26 protein-coding genes and 1 other RNA gene are annotated in these 21,392 nt (G+C 67.5%); 19 read left to right on the top strand and 8 right to left on the bottom strand.

The window, feature by feature from the left end; genetic code table 11:
* Positions 1–1,273, bottom strand: a 1,273-nt coding sequence (locus tag OEZ60_RS12360; protein ID WP_263336567.1) for a pseudouridine synthase, incomplete at its 3' end; no start/stop codon positions are given.
* Positions 1,274–1,376: 103 nt separating this feature from the next.
* On the opposite strand from OEZ60_RS12360, the gene OEZ60_RS12355 reads away from it, so the two are divergent.
* From OEZ60_RS12355 to OEZ60_RS12345, 3 genes are all read left to right on the top strand, one after another.
* The gene (locus OEZ60_RS12355; protein WP_263336565.1) at positions 1,377–1,832 is read left to right on the top strand and encodes a nucleoside deaminase; all 456 of its coding nucleotides are present in this window, start codon (positions 1,377–1,379) and stop codon (positions 1,830–1,832) included.
* 58 nt (positions 1,833–1,890) lie between these two features.
* Entirely contained in the window at positions 1,891–2,775 is an 885-nt protein-coding gene (locus OEZ60_RS12350; protein WP_263336563.1) for a sulfotransferase domain-containing protein, read from the top strand.
* Between the two features lie 373 nt (positions 2,776–3,148).
* Positions 3,149–3,376, top strand: a complete 228-nt coding sequence (locus tag OEZ60_RS12345; RefSeq protein WP_263336561.1) for a hypothetical protein — start codon at positions 3,149–3,151, stop codon at positions 3,374–3,376.
* 42 nt (positions 3,377–3,418) lie between these two features.
* Here OEZ60_RS12345 and OEZ60_RS12340 read toward each other — a convergent pair whose 3' ends face one another.
* Together OEZ60_RS12340 and OEZ60_RS12335 are read right to left on the bottom strand one after the other, a co-directional pair.
* Positions 3,419–4,111 (bottom strand): metal-dependent hydrolase, encoded by a 693-nt coding sequence (locus OEZ60_RS12340; protein ID WP_263336559.1) that lies wholly within the window; start codon positions 4,109–4,111, stop codon positions 3,419–3,421.
* A gap of 131 nt (positions 4,112–4,242) precedes the next feature.
* Positions 4,243–4,773 (bottom strand): prolyl-tRNA synthetase associated domain-containing protein, encoded by a 531-nt coding sequence (locus tag OEZ60_RS12335; RefSeq protein WP_263336557.1) that lies wholly within the window; start codon positions 4,771–4,773, stop codon positions 4,243–4,245.
* 123 nt (positions 4,774–4,896) lie between these two features.
* Here OEZ60_RS12335 and gatC point away from each other — a divergent pair, with 123 nt between their 5' ends.
* The 5 genes from gatC (at position 4,897) to rnpB (ending at position 8,631) form a co-directional block, all read left to right on the top strand.
* Complete coding sequence (gatC, locus tag OEZ60_RS12330) at positions 4,897–5,184, top strand: Asp-tRNA(Asn)/Glu-tRNA(Gln) amidotransferase subunit GatC (protein WP_263336555.1); 288 nt, start codon at positions 4,897–4,899, stop codon at positions 5,182–5,184.
* Complete coding sequence (gene gatA / locus OEZ60_RS12325) at positions 5,181–6,668, top strand: Asp-tRNA(Asn)/Glu-tRNA(Gln) amidotransferase subunit GatA (protein WP_263336552.1); 1,488 nt, start codon at positions 5,181–5,183, stop codon at positions 6,666–6,668. The genes gatC and gatA overlap by 4 nt, the downstream gene beginning before the upstream one ends.
* Positions 6,669–6,712: 44 nt before the next feature.
* Positions 6,713–7,543 (top strand): hypothetical protein, encoded by an 831-nt coding sequence (locus OEZ60_RS12320; protein ID WP_263336550.1) that lies wholly within the window; start codon positions 6,713–6,715, stop codon positions 7,541–7,543.
* Positions 7,544–7,546: 3 nt separating this feature from the next.
* Positions 7,547–8,221, top strand: coding sequence for an N-acetylmuramoyl-L-alanine amidase (locus tag OEZ60_RS12315; protein ID WP_263336547.1), 675 nt, complete (start codon positions 7,547–7,549; stop codon positions 8,219–8,221).
* Between the two features lie 11 nt (positions 8,222–8,232).
* An RNA gene (rnpB, locus tag OEZ60_RS12310) (RNase P RNA component class A) lies at positions 8,233–8,631 on the top strand.
* A gap of 38 nt (positions 8,632–8,669) precedes the next feature.
* Here rnpB and OEZ60_RS12305 read toward each other — a convergent pair.
* Positions 8,670–8,897: a hypothetical protein gene (locus tag OEZ60_RS12305; protein ID WP_263336545.1), complete on the bottom strand. Its 228-nt coding sequence runs from the start codon at positions 8,895–8,897 to the stop codon at positions 8,670–8,672.
* A gap of 119 nt (positions 8,898–9,016) precedes the next feature.
* Between OEZ60_RS12305 and OEZ60_RS12300 the strand changes: the two genes are divergently transcribed.
* From OEZ60_RS12300 to OEZ60_RS12280, 5 genes are all read left to right on the top strand, one after another.
* Positions 9,017–9,952, top strand: coding sequence for a LysR family transcriptional regulator (locus tag OEZ60_RS12300; RefSeq protein WP_263336543.1), 936 nt, complete (start codon positions 9,017–9,019; stop codon positions 9,950–9,952).
* 9 nt (positions 9,953–9,961) lie between these two features.
* Positions 9,962–10,180 (top strand): hypothetical protein, encoded by a 219-nt coding sequence (locus OEZ60_RS12295; protein WP_263336541.1) that lies wholly within the window; start codon positions 9,962–9,964, stop codon positions 10,178–10,180.
* Entirely contained in the window at positions 10,177–10,875 is a 699-nt protein-coding gene (locus OEZ60_RS12290) for a tellurite resistance TerB family protein (RefSeq protein WP_263336540.1), read from the top strand. Before OEZ60_RS12295 ends, OEZ60_RS12290 begins: the two co-directional genes overlap by 4 nt.
* A 119-nt stretch (positions 10,876–10,994) precedes the next feature.
* Positions 10,995–11,162: a 50S ribosomal protein L33 gene (gene rpmG, locus OEZ60_RS12285; protein WP_017928995.1), complete on the top strand. Its 168-nt coding sequence runs from the start codon at positions 10,995–10,997 to the stop codon at positions 11,160–11,162.
* A 66-nt stretch (positions 11,163–11,228) separates the two neighbouring features.
* Positions 11,229–11,735 carry a GNAT family N-acetyltransferase gene (locus OEZ60_RS12280; RefSeq protein ID WP_263336529.1) on the top strand — a complete coding sequence of 169 codons (507 nt, stop codon included), beginning with the start codon at positions 11,229–11,231 and terminating at the stop codon, positions 11,733–11,735.
* 48 nt (positions 11,736–11,783) lie between these two features.
* Here OEZ60_RS12280 and OEZ60_RS12275 read toward each other — a convergent pair whose 3' ends face one another.
* Positions 11,784–12,563, bottom strand: a complete 780-nt coding sequence (locus OEZ60_RS12275; RefSeq protein WP_263336527.1) for a Bax inhibitor-1/YccA family protein — start codon at positions 12,561–12,563, stop codon at positions 11,784–11,786.
* A 113-nt stretch (positions 12,564–12,676) separates the two neighbouring features.
* Positions 12,677–12,895: a DUF1127 domain-containing protein gene (locus tag OEZ60_RS12270; RefSeq protein ID WP_263336524.1), complete on the bottom strand. Its 219-nt coding sequence runs from the start codon at positions 12,893–12,895 to the stop codon at positions 12,677–12,679.
* 119 nt (positions 12,896–13,014) lie between these two features.
* On the opposite strand from OEZ60_RS12270, the gene OEZ60_RS12265 reads away from it, so the two are divergent.
* Positions 13,015–13,953, top strand: coding sequence for a LysR family transcriptional regulator (locus OEZ60_RS12265; RefSeq protein ID WP_411709802.1), 939 nt, complete (start codon positions 13,015–13,017; stop codon positions 13,951–13,953).
* Here OEZ60_RS12265 and OEZ60_RS12260 read toward each other — a convergent pair.
* The gene (locus OEZ60_RS12260) at positions 13,854–14,825 is read right to left on the bottom strand and encodes an NADPH:quinone oxidoreductase family protein (protein ID WP_263336523.1); all 972 of its coding nucleotides are present in this window, start codon (positions 14,823–14,825) and stop codon (positions 13,854–13,856) included. The two genes, OEZ60_RS12265 and OEZ60_RS12260, sit on opposite strands and share 100 nt — an antisense overlap.
* Before the next feature lie 327 nt (positions 14,826–15,152).
* Between OEZ60_RS12260 and OEZ60_RS12255 the strand changes: the two genes are divergently transcribed.
* The 3 genes from OEZ60_RS12255 (at position 15,153) to OEZ60_RS12245 (ending at position 17,871) form a co-directional block, all read left to right on the top strand.
* On the top strand, positions 15,153–15,515 hold the full coding sequence (locus OEZ60_RS12255) for a helix-turn-helix domain-containing protein (protein WP_263336521.1): 363 nt from the start codon (positions 15,153–15,155) through the stop codon (positions 15,513–15,515).
* A 62-nt stretch (positions 15,516–15,577) separates the two neighbouring features.
* Positions 15,578–16,378, top strand: a complete 801-nt coding sequence (hisN, locus tag OEZ60_RS12250) for a histidinol-phosphatase (RefSeq protein ID WP_263336518.1) — start codon at positions 15,578–15,580, stop codon at positions 16,376–16,378.
* 155 nt (positions 16,379–16,533) lie between these two features.
* Positions 16,534–17,871, top strand: coding sequence for an 8-oxoguanine deaminase (locus tag OEZ60_RS12245; protein WP_263336515.1), 1,338 nt, complete (start codon positions 16,534–16,536; stop codon positions 17,869–17,871).
* Positions 17,872–18,043: 172 nt separating this feature from the next.
* Here the strand turns inward: OEZ60_RS12245 and guaD are convergent, their stop codons facing one another.
* Entirely contained in the window at positions 18,044–19,324 is a 1,281-nt protein-coding gene (gene guaD, locus OEZ60_RS12240; protein WP_263336513.1) for a guanine deaminase, read from the bottom strand.
* Between the two features lie 130 nt (positions 19,325–19,454).
* On the opposite strand from guaD, the gene mgtE reads away from it, so the two are divergent.
* Together mgtE and OEZ60_RS12230 are read left to right on the top strand one after the other, a co-directional pair.
* Positions 19,455–20,837 carry a magnesium transporter gene (mgtE, locus tag OEZ60_RS12235; protein ID WP_263336510.1) on the top strand — a complete coding sequence of 461 codons (1,383 nt, stop codon included), beginning with the start codon at positions 19,455–19,457 and terminating at the stop codon, positions 20,835–20,837.
* Positions 20,834–21,388, top strand: a complete 555-nt coding sequence (locus OEZ60_RS12230) for a 5-formyltetrahydrofolate cyclo-ligase (RefSeq protein WP_263336507.1) — start codon at positions 20,834–20,836, stop codon at positions 21,386–21,388. The genes mgtE and OEZ60_RS12230 overlap by 4 nt, the downstream gene beginning before the upstream one ends.
* The last annotated feature ends 4 nt before the right edge of the window (positions 21,389–21,392 follow it).

Raw genomic sequence — 21,392 nt, 5'->3', positions numbered from 1 at the left:
GCTCGGGCCGGTCGCCCTCGCCGCGTGGGGTGCGGGGCTTGTAGGGGCGGTCGCCGGAGCGTTCGGGCTGGTCGCCCTCGCCGCGCGGGGTGCGGGGCTTGTAGGGGCGGTCGCCGGAGCGATCGGGCCGGTCGCCCTCGCCACGGGGTGCGCGGGGCTTGTAGGGGCGGTCGCCGGAGCGCTCGGGCCGCTCGCCCTCGCCGCGCGGGGCGCGGGGCTTGTAGGGACGGTCGCCGGAGCGCTCGGGCCGGTCGCCCTCGCCGCGTGGGGTGCGGGGCTTGTAGGGGCGGTCGCCGGAGCGTTCGGGCTGGTCGCCCTCGCCGCGCGGGGTGCGGGGCTTGTAGGGGCGGTCGCCGGAGCGTTCGGGCCGGTCGCTCTCGCCACGGGGTGCGCGGGGCTTGAACGGGCGGTCGCCGGAGCGCTCGGGTCGGTCTCCGCCGCTGCGTGGTTTGCGGGGGCGGTCCGCCCCAGCCGCCGGGCGCTTCGGGCCGCGCCGTTCGCCGCCGTCACGCCCCGCTTCCGAAGCGCCATCGCCGCCGTCCGCGAGACCGCCGAGTTGATCGCGGAGCACACGGCTCTTCACCTCGACGACATCGCCGAGCTTCATCTTGTTCAGCCGGAACGGGCCGTAGCTGACCCGGATCAGCCGGTTCACGGTCAGCCCGACCTCGGTCATCGCGCGGCGGATCTCGCGGTTCTTGCCCTCGCGCAGGCCCACCGTCAGCCAGGCATTCGCGCCCTGCTGCTTGTCGAGCGTGATGTCCATCGGCAGGAAGTCCTCGCCGTCGATGGTCACGCCCCGGCGCAGCGGATCGAAGGTCGCCTCGTTCGGGCGGCCGTTCACCCGCACCCGGTATTTCCTGAGCCAGCCGGTGGAGGGCAGTTCCAGCTGCCGTTTCAGCTCGCCGTCGTTGGTCAGGAGGAGGAGCCCCTCGGAATTGAGGTCGAGCCGGCCGACGCTCATCACCCGCGGCATCCCCTCGGGCATCGTATCGAAGACCGTCTGGCGGCCCTTCTCGTCCTTGGCCGAGGTCACGAGGCCGACGGGCTTGTAGTAGAGCCAGAGCCGCGCCGGCTGCGGTTCGTCGATCGGCTTGCCGTCGAGCGTCACCTTGTCGGAGGGCAGGACGTCGAGCGCGGGGCTCTTCACCGGCTTGCCGTTTACCGTCACCCGGCCGTCGAGGATCATCTTCTCGGCATCGCGGCGCGAGGCCACACCCGCGCGGGCCATTACCTTGGCGATACGTTCGCCCTGTGCGGTGTCGTCGGTCATGGCGCGGGAGCCCTCAATCTGGTCTGAAGCGCCCCCTCTAAACCCATTCGCGCCCCGGGGGAAGCGCTTGCGTGCGCCGCCGGGGCAGGGCATCACGGGGGCCATGAGCGGATTTCGCAGCCATATGGAGGCCGCGCTCGCCGAGGCGCGGGAAGCGGCGGCGCGCGGCGAGGTGCCGGTCGGCGCGGTTATCGTCGCGCCCGATGGACGGATCGTGGCCGCGGCCGGAAACCGCACCCGCGAGCTGAACGATCCGACCGCCCATGCCGAGATGCTGGCGCTCCGCGCCGCCTGCGCCGCCGCCGGGTCGGAGCGGCTGCCGGGGCACGACCTCTATGTCACGCTCGAACCCTGCCCGATGTGTGCGGCGGCGATCTCGTTCGCCCGGATCGGCCGGCTCTACTACGGCGCGGAGGATCCGAAGTCCGGCGGCGTCGCCCACGGCGCGCGGGTCTACGCCCATCCACAGTGCCACCATGTCCCGGAGGTCTATGACGGGATCGGCGCGGAACCGGCGGCGCGGCTTTTGCAGGAATTCTTCGCCGGGCGGCGCGGCTGACAAGGTCTTGGTCGAGGCGCGCGATCGGTCTAGCCTTTCGGGAAGCGGGGAGGGGATCATGACCGAAGCCTTGCCGGAACGCTCCAGGATCTACCGGGGCCGGATCACCGATTCGACGATCTGGGACCGGTTCGCGCTCAGGCCCGGAGATGCGCTCGTGGTGACGCCGCCGAAATGCGGCACGACCTGGGTGCAGGCGATCGTGCTGATGCTGATCCACGGCCGGCCGGGCATGGACAAGCTGGTCGACCAGATCTCGCTCTGGGTCGATTGCGGCTTTCGCGATGTCGATGCCCGTGCCGCGGTGCTTGCCGCCCAGACCCACCGGCGCTGCATCAAGTCGCACACGCCGCTCGACGGGATCACCTACGATCCCGATTGCACCTATTTCGCGGTCTACCGCCACCCGCTCGACGTACATTTCTCGATGCGCCGCTTTGCCTTGTCGATGAACGTCGACCTGATGAACGACCGCTTCCCCGACGATATTTCCGAGGGATTCCGGATGTATCTGGAAGACCGCTCGAAGGACGGCGGCAACGACGACATGACGCTCGATTCCATCACTTACCACTACGCCTCGTTCCGGCGCTGGGCGCATCTGCCGAACCTGCACCTGCTGCACTATGCCGATCTCACGCGCGACCTGAAGGGGCAGGTCGAGCGCATCCAGCGGATCCTCGGCTACGACCATCCCGAACGCCTCATCGACGAGATCGTTGCAGGCGCGCGGTTCGAGACCATGAAGGCCAATGCGCGGGAGGCGGTGCAGGAGGAGAACTCGGTCCTCGACAACGCGGCGAGCTTCTTCGCCAGCGGGACCAGCAACAAGTGGGAGAAATACCTCACCGCCGAAGAGGTTGCCCGCTACGACCGGTGCATCCGCGAGCTCTTGCCGGAGGCGGATGTGCGCTGGCTGGAACGGGGAGCGGCGGCCGCGTGACGGCCGGCCGTGTCGGGCGGGACACATACAATCGCCTTCGGGGAAGGGTACAATTCCGAGCTTTGTATCCGCCGGAATCGGTGTATCTTGCGCGCGTCCAGACACCAGAAGAAGGAGGCGTAGGATGACTTTCCATGATCATGCGATGCTCCGTCGAGGTGCGTGGACCCTTGAGACCGCAGCAACGTGGTACCCGGCCTATCCCGGCCACTGCTGACGTCCTCGCCGCCGGGCGCCCGCCCGGCCGTTTCCACCAATCCTGACGCGCCCGAGTGGTCCCGTTCGCGGGACGACTGCACCCCGCCGAGCGGATTCGCATTCAAACCCAACCATTGAGGAACCGGCGGCCAAGGGCGGCCGGTCGTGTGAACAAATGAACGTCGAACTGCATCTCGACCCTCGCCCTCCCGCCGCTGCGCTGGAGGATCTGATCTCCCGGCACGGTCCGGCCCGCGTCGCGGCGGCGCTCCTGCGCGTGCTCGCGGCGCGGCTCAGGCCGTCGCGGCGGCGCTCCGCGGACGATCTGTCTGGCTGGCTCCGCCGGGACATCGGGCTCGACCCCCTGGGCAAGAACCCGGAATACTGGAAGTTCCTGCCCTGAAGGGCCGGGCGCGGGGTGCCGCGCCCGGCCTCTTGCGCGGGGTCAGAGCGTGATCGGGACCAGCACTTCGGGCTCGATCACCTCGACCCCGGAAAGCCCGGCCTTCAGTTCGTCCGCCGATTGAGCAAGGATGGGAAAGGTCTTGTAATGGCAGGGAATAACGGTCTTGAAGGCGAAGAATTTCTTCGCAGCCCAGGCAGCGGCCTTCATGTCCATCGTGTAGTGGCCGCCGGCGCAGAGGATGCCGATGTCGGGCTTGTGATATTCCCCCATCCAGCCCATGTCCGCCATCACGTCGGTATCGCCCGAGACGTAGATCACATGGCCTTCACCCGCGATCATGAAGCCGGCCTCCGAGCCCGCGGGCTGGGGCAGGCCGCCGGCGAAGTCGATGCTCGAAGAATGACACGCGTTGACCATCGTCACCTTCGCCCCGCTTAGATCCACCGTGCCGCCCTTGCCGAAGCCGACCGCCTCGACCCCCTCGGCGCCGAACACGACCGAGAGTTCATGGATGCAGGCGATGGGGATGCCGGCCTCCTTTGCAATCGCGACGGCATTGGAGGCATGGTCGCCGTGGCCGTGGGTCAGGAGGATATGGGTCGCGCCCGCGACCGCTTCGGCGCGGCGCTTCTCGGGGAATGACGGATTGCCGGTGACCCAGGGGTCGACGAGCAGCACCGCTCCTTCGATCTCGATGCGAAATCCGGAATGGCCGAGCCAGGTGATCTGCATGGAACCCTCCCTTGTGCTGGCGCGCTCGGGCAGGCTAGAGCGTCGGTGGTGGCGGCACAACCGTTCCGTCCGACGCGGCGGCCGGGCCGGGGGCGAACTTTCGGCGAAAATTCGAGGCTTCCGGCCGGCGGTCACGCCAACCAGTTCACGGCGCAGCCGATCCGCTCGAGGAAGGCGAAGAGGTCGTCGCGGGCCATGGCGACGGTGCGATCGTTGACGAGCGGGTGCATGTAGATCACCTCGGCCTCGCGCGCGGCGGGATCGAGGTGGAAGCTCACGCCGGACTTCACCCCGTTGACCATCGCGAGCGGGCTGACCGCGCCCGGCCGGATGCCGAGATGCTCGAAGAGCCGTTCCTCGGAGCCGAAGGAGAGGTTGCCCGCGCCGAGCGCGGCGCCGAGCGCCTTGAGGTCGATCTCGCGGCTCTGCTCCAGCGTCACGAGGTGGTTCTTCTTCTTCTTGTCGCGGAGATAGAGGTTCTTGATCCGGAGCGCCTTCTCGCCCGGCTCGACGAAGAGATGTTCCGCGGCCTTGGAATCCTCGACCGTCCGGAGCGGGGCATGGGTGTAGAGCCGGTAGGGCAGACCCCAGGCGTCAAGCTCGGCGAGCAGCGCGTCGGAGCTGAGGGGCAGGCTGTCCTGGTGGGCGGAGGAGGCGTCCATGTCGTACCTTTCGCTGGCGGGCGGACAATAGGGGCGTGCGCGGCCTCCCGCAATGCCCGGTCCGGCTTGCGGCCCCGGCGCGGCGCGGCTAAACGGTGCGGGACGTTTTTCAAGGGGGCACCCATGTCGATCGACACCGATACCGCCCGCAAGGTCGCGCATCTGGCGCGCATCGCCGTGAAGGAAGAGGACCTGCCGGCGCTGGCGGGGGAGCTCTCCGCCGTTCTCGCTTTCATGGAGCAGCTCAACGAGGTCGATGTCGAGGGCGTCGAGCCGATGACCTCGGTCACGCCGATGCGGCTCAAGCGCCGCAAGGACGTGGTGACGGACGGGAACATGCCCGAAAAGATCCTCTCGAACGCGCCCGACGCGCGCGAGGGTTTCTTCGCAGTGCCGAAGGTGGTGGAATGAGCGAACTGAACAGACTGACCATCGCGGCCGCGCGAGATGCGCTGCGCAAGGGCGAGGTGACCTCGGCCGAGCTGACCGAGGCCTGCCTCGCGGCGATCGAGGGGGCCGGGGCGCTCAACGCCTTTGTCCACAAGACGCCCGAGATCGCGCGGGAGCGTGCGGCGGCGGCGGACCAGCGGATCAAGTCTGGAGACGCGCCGGCGATGTGCGGTATACCGGTCGGGATCAAGGACCTCTTCTGCACCAGGGGCGTGCCCTCGCAGGCGGCCTCGAACATCCTGAAGAACTTCCGTCCCGAGTACGAATCCACCGTCAGCCAGCAGCTCGCGGACGCGGGCGCGGTGATGCTCGGCAAGCTCAACATGGACGAGTTCGCGATGGGCTCGTCGAACGAGACCTCCTGCTACGGCAACGCCGTCAACCCCTGGCGACGCGGCAACGACGATACGGCGCTGACGCCCGGCGGGTCCTCGGGCGGCTCGGCGGCGGCGGTCGCGGCCGATCTCTGCCTTGGCGCCACCGGCACTGATACCGGCGGCTCGATCCGCCAGCCGGCCGCCTTCACCGGCATCACCGGGATCAAGCCGACCTATGGCCGCTGCTCGCGCTGGGGCATCGTCGCCTTCGCCTCCTCGCTGGACCAGGCCGGGCCGATGACCAAGGACGTGCGCGACGCGGCGATCATGCTGCAGGCGATGTGCGGCCATGACCCCAAGGATTCGACCAGCGCCGATCTCGCCGTGCCGGATTTCGAGGCCATGCTCACCGGCGACATCCGCGGCAAGAAGATCGGTATCCCGCGCGAATACCGCATGGACGGTATGCCCGAGGAGATCGAGGCGCTCTGGCACAAGGGGGCCGAGATGCTTCGCGATGCCGGTGCCGAGATCGTCGACATCTCGCTGCCGCATACGAAATATGCGCTGCCGGCCTATTATGTCGTGGCGCCGGCCGAGGCCTCGTCGAACCTCGCGCGCTATGACGGGGTGCGCTATGGCCACCGCGCCAGGCTCGCGCAGGGCGACGGCATCACCGAGATGTACGAGAAGACCCGCGCCGAGGGCTTCGGCCACGAGGTCCAGCGCCGGGTGATGATCGGCACCTATGTGCTCTCGGCCGGCTTCTACGACGCCTATTACAACCGCGCCCGCAAGGTGCGCGCGCTGATCAAGCGCGACTTCGAGACCGTCTTCGCCGATGGCATTGACGCGATCCTGACGCCGGCGACACCCTCGGCGGCCTTCGGGCTCGGTGAGATGGCCGATGCCGATCCGGTCGCGATGTATCTCAACGACGTCTTCACCGTCACCGTGAACCTCGCCGGCCTGCCGGGCGTCGCGGTTCCGACAGGTCTTGACCGTCAGGGCCTGCCGCTCGGGCTGCAGCTCATCGGCCGGCCGTGGGAAGAGGGTGATCTGCTGAATCACGCCTATGTGCTGGAGCGTGCGGCGGGATTTGTTTCCAAGCCGTCGAAATGGTGGTAAGGCGCGCACCGAAGGGTAATTGGGAATTCGCGATGCGTAGAATTGTGCCTAGCCTGACGCTGCTGTTCGTGGCGGCTTGCCAAAGCTCGGGACCGACCAGCCAGACCGGCGGCGTCGGGTTCGAGAGCTACAGCGACTATCAGAGCCGGCGCATGGCCGAGGTGCAAGCCCAAGGCTATGGTCGGTTGCCCGACGAGGCCGCCCAGGGCCAGATGGCGACCTATCCGCAGACGGCGACTGCCGGGACCGGCGCGCCGACCGCGGCGGAACTCGCGCAGGCGGGCGTCACCGGCGCGGCCGCGCTCGCGAATACGCAGTCGACCTATCCGCAGACGGCCTACCCGGAAACCACTTATCCGCAGACGACCTTTCCGCAGACGACCTACGCCGAGACCACCTATCCGTCGACGGTCCCGCAGGCAGTTGAGCCCGCCTATCCGCAGGCGACGGCCCCGGCCGCTGTCGTGCCCGCCGCGCCGGTCAACAATACCGGCATCTCTGACGAACAGGATTTCTCCGCCGTCTCCTCCCGCGAATCCATCGAATCGGACAAGGAGCGCATGGCCGCGAACCGCGCGCAATACGAGCAGATCCAGCCGACAGAGCTGCCCCAGCGCGAGGGTGGATCGGGCCCGAACATCGTCGAATACGCGATCAGCGCGCCGAACCGGCTGGGCGAATCGATCTACAAGCGCTCGGGCGTCGCGCTTTCCAATCACGAGCGCGCCTGCGCCCGCTACGCGACGCCCGAAGACGCGCAGCAGGCGTTCCTGAAAGCCGGCGGACCCCTGCGAGACTCGAAGAACCTCGACCCGGACGGCGACGGCTTCGCCTGTTTCTGGGATCCGACCCCGTTCCAGAAGGTGCGCGGCTGAGGCGTGGCGGCGGAGCCCGCCTCGCCCAATTTCGGTGAGCGGCGCGGCGGCGCGCGGCCGAGCCTGATCGTCCTCCACTATACCGCGATGCCGACCTGCGCCGAGGCGCGGGCGCGGCTTTGCGACCCGGCCGCCGAGGTCTCGGCGCATTACCTTGTCTCCGAGGCCGGCGTCGTCGAGGCGCTGGTGGCCGAGGAGGCGCGGGCCTGGCATGCGGGGGCAGGGGCCTGGGGGGCGATCACCGACGTCAACTCGCATTCGATCGGGATCGAACTTGCCAATCCCGGCGATGCGCCGTTCCCCGAGCCGCAGATGGCGGCGCTGGAAGCGCTTCTGGCCGGCATCATGGCGCGCTGGGCGATCCCGCCCGAGCGGGTGATCGGCCATTCCGACATGGCGCCCGAGCGCAAGCGCGATCCGGGGCCGCGGTTCGACTGGCGGCGGCTGGCGCAGGCCGGGCTCTCGGTCTGGCCCGGCACAGGTGGCGATCCCGCCACCGCTTTCGTCGCTTCGGCACGCGCCTCCGGTTATCCCGACGCGGCGCCCGAAACCCTGCTCGCCGCGTTCCGGCTGCGCTTCCGGCCCGGGACCGGCGGACCCGAGGATGCGGAAGACCGGGCGCTCGCCGCCGATCTCGCGCGCCGCTTCCCGGTTGACGGCGGCACGGCGGACGCCTAACTCCACGGTGCGCGGATGGCCGGATGACCGCGAGGGGCGACCTTCGAGGAAAGTCCGGACTCCATGAAGCGACGGTGCCGGGTAACGCCCGGCCGGGGAAACCCGAGGGAAAGCGCCACAGAGAACAGACTACCCCGGACCTGTCCGGGGAAAAGGTGAAACGGTGGGGTAAGAGCCCACCGCGGACTTGGCAACAAGGACGGCACGGCAAGCCCCACCGGGAGCAATGCCAAATAGGGGCCTCGCGCGGGGCAAGTCCGCAAGGATACTGACCGCAGGGACGCTTCAGCCCGAGAGGCCCGGGTTGGCAGCTTGAGCGCGCCGGTAACGGCGCGCCGAGAGGAATGGTCATCCAGCCCCGGATCACGGTCCGGGGTGGACAGAATCCGGCTTACAGGCCGTCCGCGCATCCTTTTCTTGTGGCCCGCCCGTCCGTCCGACATGCGGCCTATCCGTGCCGGTCGGCAGGCGTGATCGGCAGACCGCGCACGGCCCGGAAGAGCACCGCAAGCGGGGCGATGAGCCGGGCGAGCGCCACCCGGCGACGGTACGCGGCCTCGGCGTGCAACTGTACCGTCCTGCGCTCGATGTGCTCTTTCCGGGCGATGGCATGGCGCTCTTGCACGCGGCCGGAGTGGTGATCGGTGACGAGATGGCGGTGGTCATGTTCGAACATCTTTCCATCCTTCGTTCTCCTGACTTGACGATGGCAGGGATGGTAATTGAGCCTGATTGGGTCGGTAATCCGCTTGGTGCGGCATTTACTATTTCAAAAACCAGAATAATACTTGCGGCATGGACATGCTCATGGCCATGAAGGTTGCCGCAGAAATCGCCCATCGCGGCAGTTTCGCCGCGGCGGGCCGCGCACTCGGTCTGTCGCCGCCCTCGGTCAGCCGGATCGTCTCCGAGCTTGAAGCCGACCTCGGCGTGCGGCTCTTCAACCGCAGCACGAGGCATGTCGCGTTGACGGAGGAGGGACAGGTATTCTTCCGAAGGGGCGAGGCGATACTTGAAGAAATCGATGCCTTGAGAGAAGTGACGCGAGCGCAGCATCGTGTCCTCAGTGGCCAGATCACGCTCAGCTCGTCGGTTGCATTCGGCAATGAGCTGCTGCCGCCGGCAATCGCGGGGTTTCTGGCCAGGCATCCGGAGGTACAGGTTCAACTCGGCGTTTCAAACCGGACCGTGGACCTCATTCAGGAGCATGTGGATATCGCGTTTCGCATAGGCGTTGGCGGGTTGCCGGACTCGACGCTCAAGGCGGTAAGGGTTCTCGATTACCGGCTGATCTTCGTCGCATCGCCCGGTTACCTGAGCGCGCATGGCTACCCGACCGATCTGGAGGAGCTCAAAGGGCGGCCGGTCGTTAAGCTTTTCACGGGCAGTTGGGGCCACGTTCATACCCTTCAGACGCCGGATGGCCCCGTCGAATACCGTCTCCCGGAAGCTTTTAGCGTTGATGCGTTCCGTGCCCAGCTTGGGGCGGTTCTCGCCGGGCATGGCCTCTCGCTCATGCACGACTACGTTGCCGCGCCGGAGATCGCAGCGGGGCGGCTGGTCCACGTTCTGCCCGGGTTTCAGACGGTGCCGCAATCGGTCTACGCGGTTTACGCGCATCGTCACCTGATGGCGACGCGAATTCGGGTCTTTCTGGATTTCATCCTGGAGTGGTTCAAAGGCCGGGGCGTGCCGCTCGGTGGTCCGGAAGAGTCGGAGGATCGCCGGTAGGCTTCGGCTGTGCGGCTGCTGCTGGACCACGTGACCGTCGAGCAGCCGGTCCACGCGGTCTTCCTGCATCGGACCCACGTTCCGTCCAAGGTCCGGGTAATCGTCGACTACCTCGTCGACCACTTCGCGCGGCTCGGCAGGGGTGGCGCATGCGCACGGACGATTTTCGCCGCGATTCAGGCGGTTCGCGGTATCATGGCCGCGAACCGAGAGGGAGGAGCATCATGAGTTTCGTCAAGACGCTGGCGGCGCTGGCCGCCGGTTTCGCTGCCGCCAAGGGCTATGACAAGTACCAGGACATGGGCGGCATGGCCGGGGTGAAGAAGATGATGAAGGAGGCAGGAGAGCCGGGCGGCATGGTCGACCAGCTCGGCGCGAGCGCCGAGAAGATGGGCCTGCCGGGCGGCGCCCGCGCCGTGCGCGAGCTCTACGAGCAGTTCGGCGGTGCGACGGACGCCGCCGAGGCCGGGCTCGGCGGGCTTCTCGCCTCGATGACCGGCGCGGCTACCGCGGGCAGCAAGGCGATGGGCGAGATGATGGGCGCGATGGTGGGCGCGAGCCCGGCCTCGGCGATCGCCGAGGAGCACGCGCGGCTGATGATCCGGGCGATGATCCAGGCCGCCAAGGCCGACGGCGAGATCGACGCCGAGGAGCAGCGCAAGATCCTCGACCATCTCGGCGATGCGAGCGCCGAGGAGGTGGCATTCGTCCGCGCCGAGTTGCAGCGGCCCTCCGACGTGATGGCGCTGGCGCAGGCCACCGACGAGTCGATGCGGGCGCAGATCTACGCGACCTCGCTGATGGCGATCCGGGTCGACAACCCGGCCGAGCACATCTATCTCAGCCAGCTCGCCCAGGCGCTCAGGCTCGATCCGACGACGCGGGCGCGGCTCCACCGGGAAATGGGGCTGGCGGAGGGCTGACGGCGCAGAAATTGCGCGGCCAAGGGCAGGATTGCGGTTGACTCCGTCCCACGCCCGGGTAAAAGGCGGGCTCCAAGGATTTCGCGGGCGGCAGACCGTCCGGCTGTAGGAGAACGACGATGGCGAAGCCGACGACGATCAAGATCCGTCTGAACTCGACGGCGGGCACCGGGCACTTCTATGTGACCAAGAAGAACGCCCGCACCATGACCGAAAAGATGGTTGTGCGGAAGTACGACCCGGTCAAGCGCGAGCATGTCGAATACAAGGAAGGCAAGATCAAGTAAGATCTGCCGGATCGACGAGGGACAGGGGCCGCGCATCAGCGCGGCCTTTTCTTTTGGTGGAGTACCATGTCCGACGGCTTCACGATCCGAACGGCAGGGCCGGCCGATCTTGCGGCGGTCGACGCTTTGCTGGCGCGGTCCTATCCGCGGCTGCTCGCGCCCGACTATCCGCCCTCGGCTCTGGTCCTCGCGTTGCCGCTTCTGGCGCGGGCGCAGCCGGCCTTGCTCGCCTCCGGGCGCTACTACCTCGCAGAGGCGCCCGACGGGCAGGTGATCGGGGCCGGTGGCTGGTCGCGGGCCGCACCGGGCTCCGGCGAAACCGGGCCGGGCCTTGGCCATGTGCGCCATCTCGTGACGGATCACCGGCACCTGCGGCGGGGCATCGCGCGGGCGATCCTGGAGCGGGTCTTCGCGGAGGCGCGTGCCGGCGGTGTGCGCGAGCTGGACTGCCTGTCGACCCGGACGGCGGTGCCGTTCTACGCGGCGGTCGGCTTCGAGCGGCTCGAGGAGGTGACCGTCGCGCTGCGTCCCGGCATCGACTTCCCGGCGGTGCGGATGCGGGCGCAGATATGAAAAGGGCCGGGGAGATCCCCGGCCCTTCGATCTTCGGTTCGGCTCAGATCACTCGCGGTTGCCGAGGAACTGCAGCAGGAACATGAACATGTTGATGAAGTCGAGATAGAGGTTCAGAGCCCCCATGATCGCCGACTTGCCGAGCCACTCCGCGTCGCCTTGCTGGGCGTGCGCGATGTAGTTGTTCTTGATGTTCTGCGTGTCATAGGCCGTGAGACCCGCGAAGATCAGCACGCCGAGCGCCGAGATCGCGAGTTGCACCGTGCCCGAGCCGAGGAAGAGATTCACGATCGAGGCAACGATCAGGCCGATCACGCCCATGATCAGGAACGAACCCCAGCCCGAGATGTCCTTCTTCGTCGTGTAGCCCCAGAGCGAGAGGCCGGCGAAGGCGATCGCGGTCACGAGGAAGGTCTGCACGATCGACATGCCGGTAAAGACGAGGAAGATCGAGCTGATCGAGACGCCCATCACAACGGCGAAGCTATAGAACACGAGCTGCGCGGCCGCGGCCGACATGCGGTTCAGCATCGCGGTGAAGCCGAAGACGAAGGCGAGGGGCGCGAACATCACCACCCATTTCAACGGCGAGAGGTAGAGCGCGGCGCCGAAGCCCGTCAGGTACTTGTCGGCGCCGATCTGTGCAGCGGCGAGCGACGGGTCGGTGGTCACCGCAAGGCCGGCAATCGCCCAGGCGGCGGCTGCCGTCAGCAGCATGCCGACCGACATCAGCCCGTAGACTTTGTTCATATGGGCGCGCAGGCCCTCGTCGATCGCTAGCGTCCGGGCGCCTACCCGGCCGGCACGGATCGTTTCATATTCAGCCATCTAAGCCTCCAGATGCGTTTCCCTTGGGCGCGACGTCGCCGCCGCGCCCTTCCGGTGAAATATCGGGAAGCGTGCGCTCAAATTCAAGCTTTTCCGTCCACGATTTCGTGTCGTTAACGAAGCCAGTGCGACGGAACGTCCCAGGCCGGGCGCTCGGACTCGCGACGGGCCTCGTCGGCGCTTATTCCGATGTCCTTCAGCAAATGGCCGCTGAGTTCGGAGAGTGCCCGGCGCTGGCGGCGGATTTCACGTATCTGGCGCAGGCGGTCGAAAAGTCCGGTGTGGCGGCGCGGACGGGAATAGGCCAAGGGGTGAATGATCGTGCGTTCCATCGGTATTCCTTTCTCGTCGTGATGGGTTGGTGGCTGTTCATCAAGAAGCTTGATTTATATGGCATGGTGTGATGAATTAATGAAATGAATGATTGTATGAGAAACGATAACGGATTGTGATGATGCCTCGAAATCTCGATCTCACCGCCCTCCGAGCTCTGGTCGCGGTTGCCGATGCCGGCGGCGTGACCCGCGCGGCGGGGCTCCTGAATCTCACGCAATCGGCGGTCTCGATGCAGATCAAGCGGCTCGAGGAGGGGCTTGGGCTCGGGCTCTTCCTTCGCGCGCAGCGCCGGCTGACGCTGACGCCGGAGGGCGAGCAGCTTCTCCATTACGCGCGGCGCATGCTGGAACTGAATGACGAGGCGCTGTCGCGGCTTGCGGACACAGGTTTCGACTGCGAGATCCGGCTCGGCGTGCCGCATGACATCGTCTATCCGGCGATCCCCGGCGTCCTCCAGCGGCTGAATGCCGTCTATCCTTGCGCCCGCGTCAATCTCCTGTCCTGCTTCACGCCTCTTCTCAAGGAGGAGTTCGCGCGGGGCGAACTCGACCTGATGCTGACCACCGAGGAGGCCCCGGGCGAGGGTGGGGAGGGCTTGGTCCGAATGCCGCTGGCCTGGGTCGGCGCGCCGGGCGGCAAGGTCTGGCAACGCCGGCCGCTCCGGCTTGGCTTCGAGGAGAATTGCCGGTTCCGTCCCGTGGTACTCGCCGCGCTCGACCGCGCGGGAATCGCCTGGGAAATGGGCTTCACCGGCCGCTCGAACGACACGATCCAGGCGATGGTCGCGGCCGATCTTGCGGTCACCGCGCGGATGCAGGGATTGATCCCCGACGGGCTGGCCGAGGTCGTGGATGACGCTCTGCCCGATCTCGGCACGATGCAGATCTGCCTTTACGACGCCGGGATCAGCAAGGGCGAGGTTACTGAACGGCTGAAAAGCGAGATCGTCGCGGCCTATGCCTCGCCCGAGACGCGCACCACGACCTTGCCGGTCGATTTCCGCGCCCGCAGGAGCGTCAGCGCTTCCTCGGTCCGTGCCAGCGGCAGCCGGTAGGAGATGTGAGGCCGGAGCCCGCCCTCCTGGTACCAGCCGAAGAGCGTGGCGAGGCTCGACGTCAGGACCTCCGGCCGGAATTTCAGGTAGCCGCCCCAGTAGAGCCCCATCACCGAGAGGTTCTTGACGAGGAGGTGGTTGGCCTTGATCTGCGGCACGGTTCCGCTTGCGAAACCGATGGCGAGGATGCGGCCGTCGGGATTGGTGGCGCGGAAGGCGGCGTCGAACTGTTCGCCGCCGACCGGATCATAGACCACGTCGGCGCCGCCGAGCGCCTTGATCGCGCCGCGCAGGTCGCCGGCCTCGCTGTCGATGAGGTGATCGGCGCCGGCGGCCTCGGCCGTGGCGAGCTTGTCGGCGCCGCGTGCGCAGGCGATTACGCGTGCGCCCATGCGCTTGCCGATCTCCACCGCCGTCAGGCCGACGCCGCCCGCCGCGCCGAGCACGAGGAGCGTCTCGCCAGGCTGCAGTCGCGCCTTGTGGTCGAGCGCCACATGGCTCGTGCCATAGGCGACCTGGAACGCGGCCGCGTCGTCGAAGGGCATCGCGTCGGGCAGGGGCACGCAGCGCGCAGCCGGGAAGCAGCCGTATTCGGCGAGCCCGCCGCAGGGCGCATGTACCGCGACCCTTGTGCCGGGGGCGGGGCCCGTCACGCCGGGCCCGACCGCGTCGACCCAGCCGGCCGGCTCCATCCCGAGCGTCAGGGGGGGCTCGGGCCGTTCCTGGTACTTGCCCTCGATCATCAGGAGATCGGCGAAGTTCAGGCCGCAGGCCGCGATCCTGAGCCGGACCTCGCCGGGGCCGGGTTCCGGCAGCGGGAGATCGCGCAGTTCCGGCGACCCGCCGAAGGTTTCGATACCGAACGCTTTCATCTTGCCTCCCTCGATCGAGGGGAGGCTACCTCTCCGATTGAGCGGTTTCCAGTGGCATTGCGCAGGGTAGCATTTGCAGAACGAACAAGGTTTCCTGCACGATCTTTGCGAAATGAATTGCAAAATGCAAAATTCGCCTGAGGCGAGCGACATGATCTGTATTTTCGTATAGGATGACATCGTGCGATAAATATGGATTCTTGAAGGGAACGGCATCGACTGCGCGTGACCTTCGCCTTTTTGGTAATTCCTTATCGAATTTCGGGGAGGTTATTATGAATGGCACGAAACTTGCTAGTTTAATGACATGGTAGTGTGGAGGCGGATATGAAACACCCTGTAGATGTGCACGTTGGCAAGCGGGTCCGGCATCGGCGCTGGATGGTTGGCATGACCCAGCAGCAGCTTGCCGACAAGGTCGGCATCAAGTTCCAGCAGATCCAGAAATACGAAACCGGCATGAACCGGATTTCCGCCTCCCGGTTGTGGGATATCGCGGATGCGCTCAGTGTGCCGATCAGCTTCTTCTTCGAGGGACTCGATTCCCGCACGCCGATCGTCGAGGAGATCGACGGCGACATCCTCGCCGACAAGGAGGCGCTGATGCTGGTGCGCTCCTACTACGCGATCCCCGAGGCGCAGCGGCGGCGGCTCTTCGATCTCGCCAAGGTTCTCTCCGACGCGGCCTGAGGCGGCTTGACCGGGAGGGGCACCGGGGGCTACCGCTGACGCAAAGATGCGCGAGGCCCCCGATGAACCCTTTTCCTGATTCCGAGCGTGATGCGCTCGTGGCCACCGCCCATGCCCTGGCCGACGCCGCCCGCGAGGCGACGCTGGCGCATTTCCGCGCCGATGGGCTGGCTGCCGACAACAAGGAAACCAGCCGCTTCGATCCGGTGACGGTCGCCGACCGCGCCTCGGAGGAGCGGATGCGGGCGATCCTCGCCGAGCGGCGTCCGGACGATGCGATCCTTGGCGAGGAGTTCGGGCCGAAACCCGGAACCTCGGGCCTGACCTGGGTGCTCGACCCGATCGACGGCACGCGCAGCTATCTCTCCGGCACCCCGACCTGGGGGGTGCTGATCGCGCTTTCCGACCCGACCGGCCCGGTCTTCGGCCTGATCGACCAGCCCTATATCGGAGAACGCTTCGCCGGCGGGTTCGGGATTTCCGAGGTGACCGGCCCGATGGGGATGCGGCCGCTCAGGGCGCGCCCGGCGCGGCCGCTCTCGGAAGCGATCCTTTTCACCACCTTTCCCGAGGTCGGCACCGAGGCCGAGGGCGCGGCCTTCCGCCGGCTCTCCGCGCGGACCCGGCTGACCCGCTACGGGATCGACTGCTACGCCTACGCGCTCGTCGCCGCCGGCCAGATCGACCTCGTGGTCGAGGCGGGTCTGCAGGCCTACGACGTGCAGGCGCCGATCGCGGTGATCGAGGCGGCGGGCGGCATCGTCACCGACTGGGAGGGCCGCCCCGCGCATCAGGGCGGAAGGGTGCTGGCCGCAGCCAATCCCGAGATTCATCGCGCGGCGATGGAGGTGCTCAACGGCTAGGTTCGGCGGATTTTTCGGGATTTTGAACAGGAGTTTTCGGAAATCCCGCATGGTCGCGCGGCGGCGAACCCTCTAGACTGCCGCCGCTGCCGAGTCCTTCCCCCTTCTGTCGCGCAGCCGTTCCCGATCCACCGAAGGGGGTGGCAGGAGGGAACATGTCCGAGATACTCATCAGGAATGCCGCGCGGGTCGTGACCATGGACGCGGGCCGCACCGAGGTCGAAGGGGGCGACGTGCTGATCCGCGGCGGCGTGATCGCCGCGGTCGGTCAGGGCCTCGCGACCCGCGGCACCGTGGTCGAGGCGCAGGGCTGCGTGGTGACGCCCGGCCTCGTCAACACCCATCACCATCTTTACCAGACGCTCACCCGTGCGGTTCCGGGCGGGCAGGACGCGCTCCTCTTCGGCTGGCTGAAGACACTCTACCCGATCTGGGCGCGGTTCGGGCCCGAGGAGATGCGCGTCTCCGCGCTCACCGGGCTGGCCGAACTGGCGCTTTCAGGCTGCACGATGACGTCCGACCATCTCTACCTCTATCCGAACGGCGCCCGGCTCGACGACACGATCGACGCGGCGCGCGAGATCGGGCTGCGGTTCCACCCGACGCGCGGCGCGATGTCGATCGGGACGAGCGCGGGCGGCCTGCCGCCCGACAGCCTCGTCGAGGCGGAGCCGGCGATCCTGAAGGACATGGAGCGGGTTGTGGACGCCTTCCATGACCCGGCCGAGGGGGCGATGGTGCGGGTGGGCCTCGCGCCCTGCTCGCCGTTCTCGGTCAGCCGTGACCTGATGCGCGAGGCGGCACTCCTGGCCCGCGACAAGGGCGTGATGCTGCACACGCATCTGGCCGAGAATGACGAGGACATCGCCTACAGCCTCGCGCAGTTCGGCTGCCGTCCGGGGCAATATGCCGAGGACCTCGGCTGGACCGGCGCCGATGTCTGGCATGCTCACTGCGTCAAGCTCGATGGTTCGGAGATCGATCTTTTCGCCCGGACCGGCACCGGCGTCGCCCATTGTCCCTGTTCGAATTGCCGGCTCGGCTCCGGCATCGCGCCGGTGCGGGCGATGCGCGATGCGGGCGTCAAGGTGGCGCTCGGCGTCGACGGCTCGGCGTCGAACGACGCCGGGAACCTGATCGCCGAGGCGCGGACCGCGATGCTCCTGCAGCGCGTGGCGCGCGGGGCGGACGCGATGAGCGCGCGCGAGGCGCTGGAGATCGCGACGTTGGGCGGTGCGCGGGTGCTCGGGCGGTCGGATTGCGGTGTGCTCGAACCCGGCAAGCGCGCCGATATCGCGGTCTGGGACCTCTCCGGGATCGAGGCCGCCGGGGCCTGGGATCTGGTCGCCGCCCTTCTCCTCTGCGGTCCGACCCGGGTGCGCGATCTTTTCGTCGAAGGACGTTCGGTGGTGCGCGGCGGCCAGATCGTGACCCTGGACCTTCCCGGTGTGATCGAGACCCAGAACCATCTGGCCCGGCGGCTTATGGCGTGACGCGGGGGGCTGTCTGCCCCCGCCCCCGAGAGTATTTTCAGACAGAAAGTGGAAGAAGCGGCTCTCACTTTCTGTCCTGAAATACTCCCGCCGGAGGCACGGGAGCCCGCGTTTCGCGGGCGACCCCAGTGAAAGCGTGACGCCGAAGGTGTCTCCGCTGGATCGGCCGGGATCAGAGCGGCCGGCCGCCCACCCAGACCGCCGTCACCGCCCGGTCGTCCCCCATCATGATCGTCGGGAAAACCGCTTCCCAGATGTCTTTGGCGCGCTCGGAGCGTTGGGCGATGGCCGGGGTTGAGGCGAGGTCGATCACCGCAATGTCGGCCTCCATCCCCGGGGCTAGGTTGCCGATCCGGCCGTCGGCGCGCAGGCTCCGGGCGGCGCCCTGCGTCGCGAGCCACCAGAGTTCGGAGGGATGCAGCGGCCGCCCGCGGAGCTGCGCCACCTCGTAGGCTGCGGCCATCGTGCGCAGTATCGAGAAGGACGACCCGCCGCCGGTGTCGGTGGCAAGGCCGATCCGGTGGCCCGAGCGCGACAGACCGTCCATGTCGAAGAGCCCCGAGCCGATGAAGGTGTTCGAAGTCGGGCAGTGGATGAGGCTCGCGTCGACCTCCTTCAGCCGGTCGACCTCGCGCGGCTCGAGGTAGATCGCATGACCGAACAGCGCCCCGGGACCGAGAAGGCCGAACTGCTCGTAGGTATCGAGATAGTCCCTCAGCGTCGGGAAGAGCGACTTGACCCACGCGACCTCGTCGGTCTGCTCGGAAAGATGCGTCTGCATGAGGCAGTCCGGGTGCTCCTTCCAGAGCGCGCCCATCGCCTCGAGCTGTTCGGGCGTCGAGGTCGGCGAGAAGCGGGGCGTGACCACATAGGAAAGCCGCCCGCGCCCCTGCCATTTCTCCAGCAGCCGCTTGCTGTCGTCATAGGCCGACCGCGGCGTATCGGTGAGCGCCTCGGGCGCGTTGCGGTCCATGCAGGTCTTGCCGGCGAAGGCGCGCACGCCGCGGCGCTCGGCCTCGGTGAAGAAGGCGTCGACGCTTTCGGGATGGATCGTGCAGTAGGAGCAAACCGTGGTGGTGCCGTTCGAGAGCGTCAGGTCGAAATAGCGCGCGGCGATCTCGGCGGCGTAGGCCGGGTCGGCGAACTTCATCTCTTCCGGAAAGGTGTAGGAGTTCAGCCAGTCGATGAGCCGCTTGCCCCAACTCGCGATCATCGCGGTCTGGGGGTAATGGACATGGGCATCGACGAATCCGGCCGAGATCAGCGCCTTGCCGTAATCGGTCACCTTTGCCTGCGGGTGGGCGCGGCGAAGGTCATCCGCCTCGCCCACCTCCGCGATGTGCCCCGCCTCGATGAGCACGCCGCCGCGCGCCGAGTGCCGCGCCGCCTCGACGCCGTCGGTCATCGGGTTTCCGGTAAACTGCAGCACCTGTCCGATCAGGAGATCCGCCATCTCGCCTCGCCATCATAATTCCGTTGCCTGCGCAGTCTAAGGCCATGAGGGGCACGGGGAAATCCGCCCGTTGCCCCTGTTTCTTTGAAACTCCTTCCGATAATGTCGCGGTAATCGAGCGGGGGGCAGGATGACGGAAGCCGAGGGAGAGGTCGTCGAGCGGGACGAGGACGAATACGCCCTCGATCCCGAGGTCGTCGATGCCATCCTCGATGCCGTCGAGGCCGGTGATGCCGCGCGCATCGACGAGTTGATGGAGCCGCTGCACGCGGCCGACATCGCCGACCTTTTCGAGCAGATCGGTTACAACGACCGGGCCGCGCTGATCGGCCTCTGGTCGCGCGGCATCGACGGCGAGATCCTCTCCGAACTCGACGAATCGATCCGCGAGGAAGTGATCGAGTTGCTGCCGCACGAGGTCCTGACCGAGGCGGTGCGGGAACTCGATTCCGACGACGTCGTCGACCTCATCGAGGACCTCGAGGAGCCGCAGCAGGAGCGCATCCTCGGCGCGCTCGAGGACAGCGACCGGGCCGCCGTCGAGCAGTCGCTCACCTATCCGGAATATTCCGCCGGCCGCCTCATGCAGCGCGAGGTTGTGACCGCGCCGGATGACTGGACGGTCGGGCAGGCGATCGATTTCCTGCGAAACGCCAAGGAGTTGCCGGATCAGTTCTACCACGTGATCCTGATCGACCCACGCTGGCATCCCACCGGTTACGTCACGCTTGGCAAGCTTCTGTCGTCGAAGCGGGCAGTGCCGCTGACCGACATCACCGAGGACAGTTTCCGCACCATCGACGTGCTGGAGGAGGAGGGCGATGTCGCCTATGCCTTCAACCAGTACCACCTGATCTCGGCGCCCGTCGTGGATGCCGACGACCGGTTGGTCGGCGTCATCACCATAGACGACGCGATGGCGGTCCTCGACGAGGAGCACGAGGAGGACATCCTGCGCCTCGCCGGCGTCGGCGAGGGCTCGCTTTCCGACAGCGTGGTCGAGACGACGAAGCAGCGCCTGCCCTGGCTGGCCGTCAACCTCGTCACCGCGATCCTCGCCTCGATCGTCATCGCCCAGTTCGAGGGCGTGATCGGGCGGATCGTGGCGCTCGCGGTGCTGATGCCGATCGTCGCCTCGATGGGCGGCAATGCCGGGACCCAGGCGCTGACGGTCGCGGTGCGCGCCATCGCGACGCGCGACCTCACGGGCTCGAACATGTGGCGGGTCGTCCGCCGCGAGGCCACCGTCGGCCTTTTCAACGGCGTGATCTTCGCCGTCGTCATGGGCGCGGTCGGCTGGTTCTGGTTCGGCTCCGCGATGATCGGGGTGGTGCTCGCTGCCGCAATGGTGGTCAATCTGGTCGTTGCCGGGCTCGCCGGGATTCTGGTGCCCGTGGCACTTGAGAAGGCAGGCGTGGACCCCGCGCTCGCCTCGGGCGCCTTCGTGACGACGGTGACCGACGTGGTTGGGTTCTTCGCGTTTCTCGGACTGGCGGCGGTGGTGCTTCTGTGAACCTGACTGAAATCAAGGCGGCGGCGCGGGCGGAGGCCTTTGCCCGGCGCAAGGTGGCGTTCGCGGCGCGGGCGGCGGAGGATTGTGCCCGGCTGAAGGCGGTGCTGGCGGAGCATGCGGGCAAGGCGCTCGCGGGCTACATGCCGATGCGCACCGAGATCGACTGCCTGCCGGCGATGGCGGCGCATGAGGGGCCGGTCGGCGTGCCGGTGATCCTCGGGGCCGGGACGCCGCTCAGGTTCCGCAGCTGGAGCCTGGAGGCGACCATGATCGCGGGCGAGTTTGGTGCCCTCATCCCCGAAAATGGCGACTGGGTCGAGCCCGACGTGCTGATCGTGCCGCTTCTGGCCTTCGACCGGCGCGGCTTCCGGCTCGGCTATGGCGGCGGTTTCTACGACCGGACGCTGGAGGAGCTGCGGGCGCGTAAGTCGGTGACCGCGATCGGTTTCGCCTTCGCGGCGCAGGAGATCGGCGAAGTGCCGATCGAGCCGACCGACCAGCAGCTCGACCTGATCGTCACCGAGGCCGAGGTCTTCGCGCCGGGTCGGTGAGCGG

The sequence above is a fragment of the Albidovulum salinarum genome, assembly GCF_025673475.1.
Classification (GTDB): Bacteria; Pseudomonadota; Alphaproteobacteria; order Rhodobacterales; family Rhodobacteraceae; genus Albidovulum; species Albidovulum salinarum.
This window is presented reverse-complemented; position numbering and strand designations above follow the sequence as displayed.

Excerpts from the sequence above, each read along its gene's own strand:
- gatC (WP_263336555.1), top strand. The coding sequence starts at position 4,897 with ATGTCGATCGACACCGATACCGCCCGCAAGGTCGCGCATCTGGCGCGC.
- OEZ60_RS12260 (WP_263336523.1), bottom strand. The coding sequence starts at position 14,825 with ATGAAAGCGTTCGGTATCGAAACCTTCGGCGGGTCGCCGGAACTGCGC.
- OEZ60_RS12345 (WP_263336561.1), top strand. The coding sequence starts at position 3,149 with ATGAACGTCGAACTGCATCTCGACCCTCGCCCTCCCGCCGCTGCGCTG.
- OEZ60_RS12275 (WP_263336527.1), bottom strand. The coding sequence starts at position 12,563 with ATGGCTGAATATGAAACGATCCGTGCCGGCCGGGTAGGCGCCCGGACG.
- gatA (WP_263336552.1), top strand. The coding sequence starts at position 5,181 with ATGAGCGAACTGAACAGACTGACCATCGCGGCCGCGCGAGATGCGCTG.
- rpmG (WP_017928995.1), top strand. The coding sequence starts at position 10,995 with ATGGCGAAGCCGACGACGATCAAGATCCGTCTGAACTCGACGGCGGGC.
- OEZ60_RS12335 (WP_263336557.1), bottom strand. The coding sequence starts at position 4,773 with ATGGACGCCTCCTCCGCCCACCAGGACAGCCTGCCCCTCAGCTCCGAC.
- OEZ60_RS12305 (WP_263336545.1), bottom strand. The coding sequence starts at position 8,897 with ATGTTCGAACATGACCACCGCCATCTCGTCACCGATCACCACTCCGGC.
- mgtE (WP_263336510.1), top strand. The coding sequence starts at position 19,455 with ATGACGGAAGCCGAGGGAGAGGTCGTCGAGCGGGACGAGGACGAATAC.
- hisN (WP_263336518.1), top strand. The coding sequence starts at position 15,578 with ATGAACCCTTTTCCTGATTCCGAGCGTGATGCGCTCGTGGCCACCGCC.
- OEZ60_RS12270 (WP_263336524.1), bottom strand. The coding sequence starts at position 12,895 with ATGGAACGCACGATCATTCACCCCTTGGCCTATTCCCGTCCGCGCCGC.
- OEZ60_RS12245 (WP_263336515.1), top strand. The coding sequence starts at position 16,534 with ATGTCCGAGATACTCATCAGGAATGCCGCGCGGGTCGTGACCATGGAC.
- OEZ60_RS12290 (WP_263336540.1), top strand. The coding sequence starts at position 10,177 with ATGAGTTTCGTCAAGACGCTGGCGGCGCTGGCCGCCGGTTTCGCTGCC.
- OEZ60_RS12350 (WP_263336563.1), top strand. The coding sequence starts at position 1,891 with ATGACCGAAGCCTTGCCGGAACGCTCCAGGATCTACCGGGGCCGGATC.
- OEZ60_RS12280 (WP_263336529.1), top strand. The coding sequence starts at position 11,229 with ATGTCCGACGGCTTCACGATCCGAACGGCAGGGCCGGCCGATCTTGCG.
- OEZ60_RS12265 (WP_411709802.1), top strand. The coding sequence starts at position 13,015 with ATGATGCCTCGAAATCTCGATCTCACCGCCCTCCGAGCTCTGGTCGCG.
- guaD (WP_263336513.1), bottom strand. The coding sequence starts at position 19,324 with ATGGCGGATCTCCTGATCGGACAGGTGCTGCAGTTTACCGGAAACCCG.
- OEZ60_RS12340 (WP_263336559.1), bottom strand. The coding sequence starts at position 4,111 with ATGCAGATCACCTGGCTCGGCCATTCCGGATTTCGCATCGAGATCGAA.
- OEZ60_RS12300 (WP_263336543.1), top strand. The coding sequence starts at position 9,017 with ATGGACATGCTCATGGCCATGAAGGTTGCCGCAGAAATCGCCCATCGC.
- OEZ60_RS12255 (WP_263336521.1), top strand. The coding sequence starts at position 15,153 with ATGAAACACCCTGTAGATGTGCACGTTGGCAAGCGGGTCCGGCATCGG.
- OEZ60_RS12355 (WP_263336565.1), top strand. The coding sequence starts at position 1,377 with ATGAGCGGATTTCGCAGCCATATGGAGGCCGCGCTCGCCGAGGCGCGG.